Annotated in this window: 1 protein-coding gene and 1 tRNA gene; both read left to right on the forward strand. The window is 63.6% G+C overall.

Annotated features, from left to right (window positions below; translation table 11 throughout):
- The coding region (locus EOA23_RS34340; RefSeq protein WP_127307282.1) for a YcbK family protein at nucleotides 1–646 on the forward strand (646 nt) is incomplete at its 5' end.
- Between the two features lie 453 nt (nucleotides 647–1,099).
- Nucleotides 1,100–1,174: transfer RNA gene (locus tag EOA23_RS34345), tRNA-Glu, on the forward strand.
- Nucleotides 1,175–1,843 lie beyond the last annotated feature (669 nt).

Raw genomic sequence — 1,843 nt, forward strand, 5'->3', positions numbered from 1 at the left:
GGCCAAGACCGCAACCGCCGAGCCCACCTCCGCCAAGCCTATTGTTGAGCTGGCCTCCGCGACGCCCGCCGCGAAGCCGGTGCAGCTCGCCTCGCTGGACGACCCGAGCTACCACATCACCGGCGCCGATGCCCTTCCCGGCGTGCGCCAGACCGCGCTGTTCGAGATCAAGCGCAAGTCCGGCATCGACGATGAGAGCGACGTCGACCTCAACGAGGATGAGGGCGGCGGCGGTTCCTACCAGGTGGCCTCGGCCGCCGGCATGGCACGGCTCGCGCCCAACGGCCTTCTGAAGCAGAACGAGAGCGTCGACGTGGCCTGCCTCAAACCGTCGCTGGTGCGGGTGCTGAAGACGATCGAGGGCCATTTCGGCCGCAAGATGGTCGTCACCTCCGGCTACCGCGATCCCTCGCGCAACCGCCGCGCCAACGGCGCCAAGAACTCGCTGCACATGTACTGCGCCGCCGCCGACATCCAGTTGCCCGGCGTCTCGAAGTGGGAGTTGGCGAGCTATGTCCGCTCGATGCCCGGCCGCGGCGGCGTCGGCACCTACTGCCACACCGAATCCGTCCATGTCGACGTCGGCCCCGAGCGCGACTGGAATTGGCGCTGCCGTCGCCGCAGCGGCGGCGGCGAGGATGGCTGATCTCGGCTTGGCCCAGTGCGCATAGCCGCGTTGACCGATTGAGAGCCGATAACCGCCGACGCCGCCGTTTGTTTCGACAAACCGTCAGCGACGTTTGCGATTGGCTGAAGCCACGGGCGGAGCGGGAGCGAAGCGGACGCGCAGACCCGAGGATCCATGCCGTTACCTCAACCGTAGGGTAGAGCGGCGCAGATTCTGCACCGATGCGATACGTCAGCGTCACGGAATAGATTCTATGGTCTGCGCGCGTCGCTTCGCTCCTTGCTCCGCCATAGAATGACGACCGCAACTGGCGTCCCAGCCAATCTCCAAAGGTGCGTGACCGAATCCGGCCGGAACCCTGCCCTGCCCCGAAAAGCCGGCTCTTGCAGCCCTTTGAAAAAAGTTGTCGCATGTGGCGGCAGATGGGTTGCCGGTTGGCAACAACGCAATTATAAGCCGCTTCGTCTGAGCGCGCCCATCGTCTAGCGGTTAGGACACCGCCCTTTCACGGCGGTAACAGGGGTTCGATTCCCCTTGGGCGTACCAGACCTGTCAGCCACTTGGCACCAGCCGCACTGAAATGATGGCGACGGGCAACGGCAATGACCGACACCAGTCAATGGCCGGCGGTCCCGGTCTACAAGCCCCGGGACTATCTCCGCATCCTGGAGCTTTCAGCAACTAGCGATCTCCCGGCGACCTGGGAGGATTGGTGGGAGAGTTTTCAAGCGTCCGACGCTGAGCGGCGCCGCCGCGGCTTGCCAGCAATCAGGGTGCAGATCCATGCCGGCAAATTCAAAGCCTGGCTTCAGGCCAACTCGCTTTCGTCGTCGGAACAGACCCGGCAGCAATTCGCTCAGCAACGGCTGGATATGAAACGAGCCCGGCGGGCAGAACGTCGAATTCCGAAACTACCTTCGCCTCCGTCTTGGGGGCAACCGCCGGTCCTTCAACCACATTGGACGCATAGACCCTTGGAGGTGCTTGCATATTTCCTGTTGGCCATCGCAATCGGTTCTATCCTGGTAGCCGTTTGGGATGGCTGGCGCGGCTGGAGCTTACGTTCGCTACCCGATTGGCCGCTCCCCTAGAGCGGGATGAAGTCATTTCCGGTCGTATCCTGCATTGGCGAAGTAGTTTGAGCACTCGGCGGGTGTCGTGCGGTTGAGGATCTCGCCGATCGCCTGACAGACGGTTTCGGCCGTCCGTTTGGCC

The organism is Mesorhizobium sp. M2A.F.Ca.ET.042.01.1.1 (assembly GCF_003997405.1).
GTDB lineage: Bacteria > Pseudomonadota > Alphaproteobacteria > Rhizobiales > Rhizobiaceae > Mesorhizobium.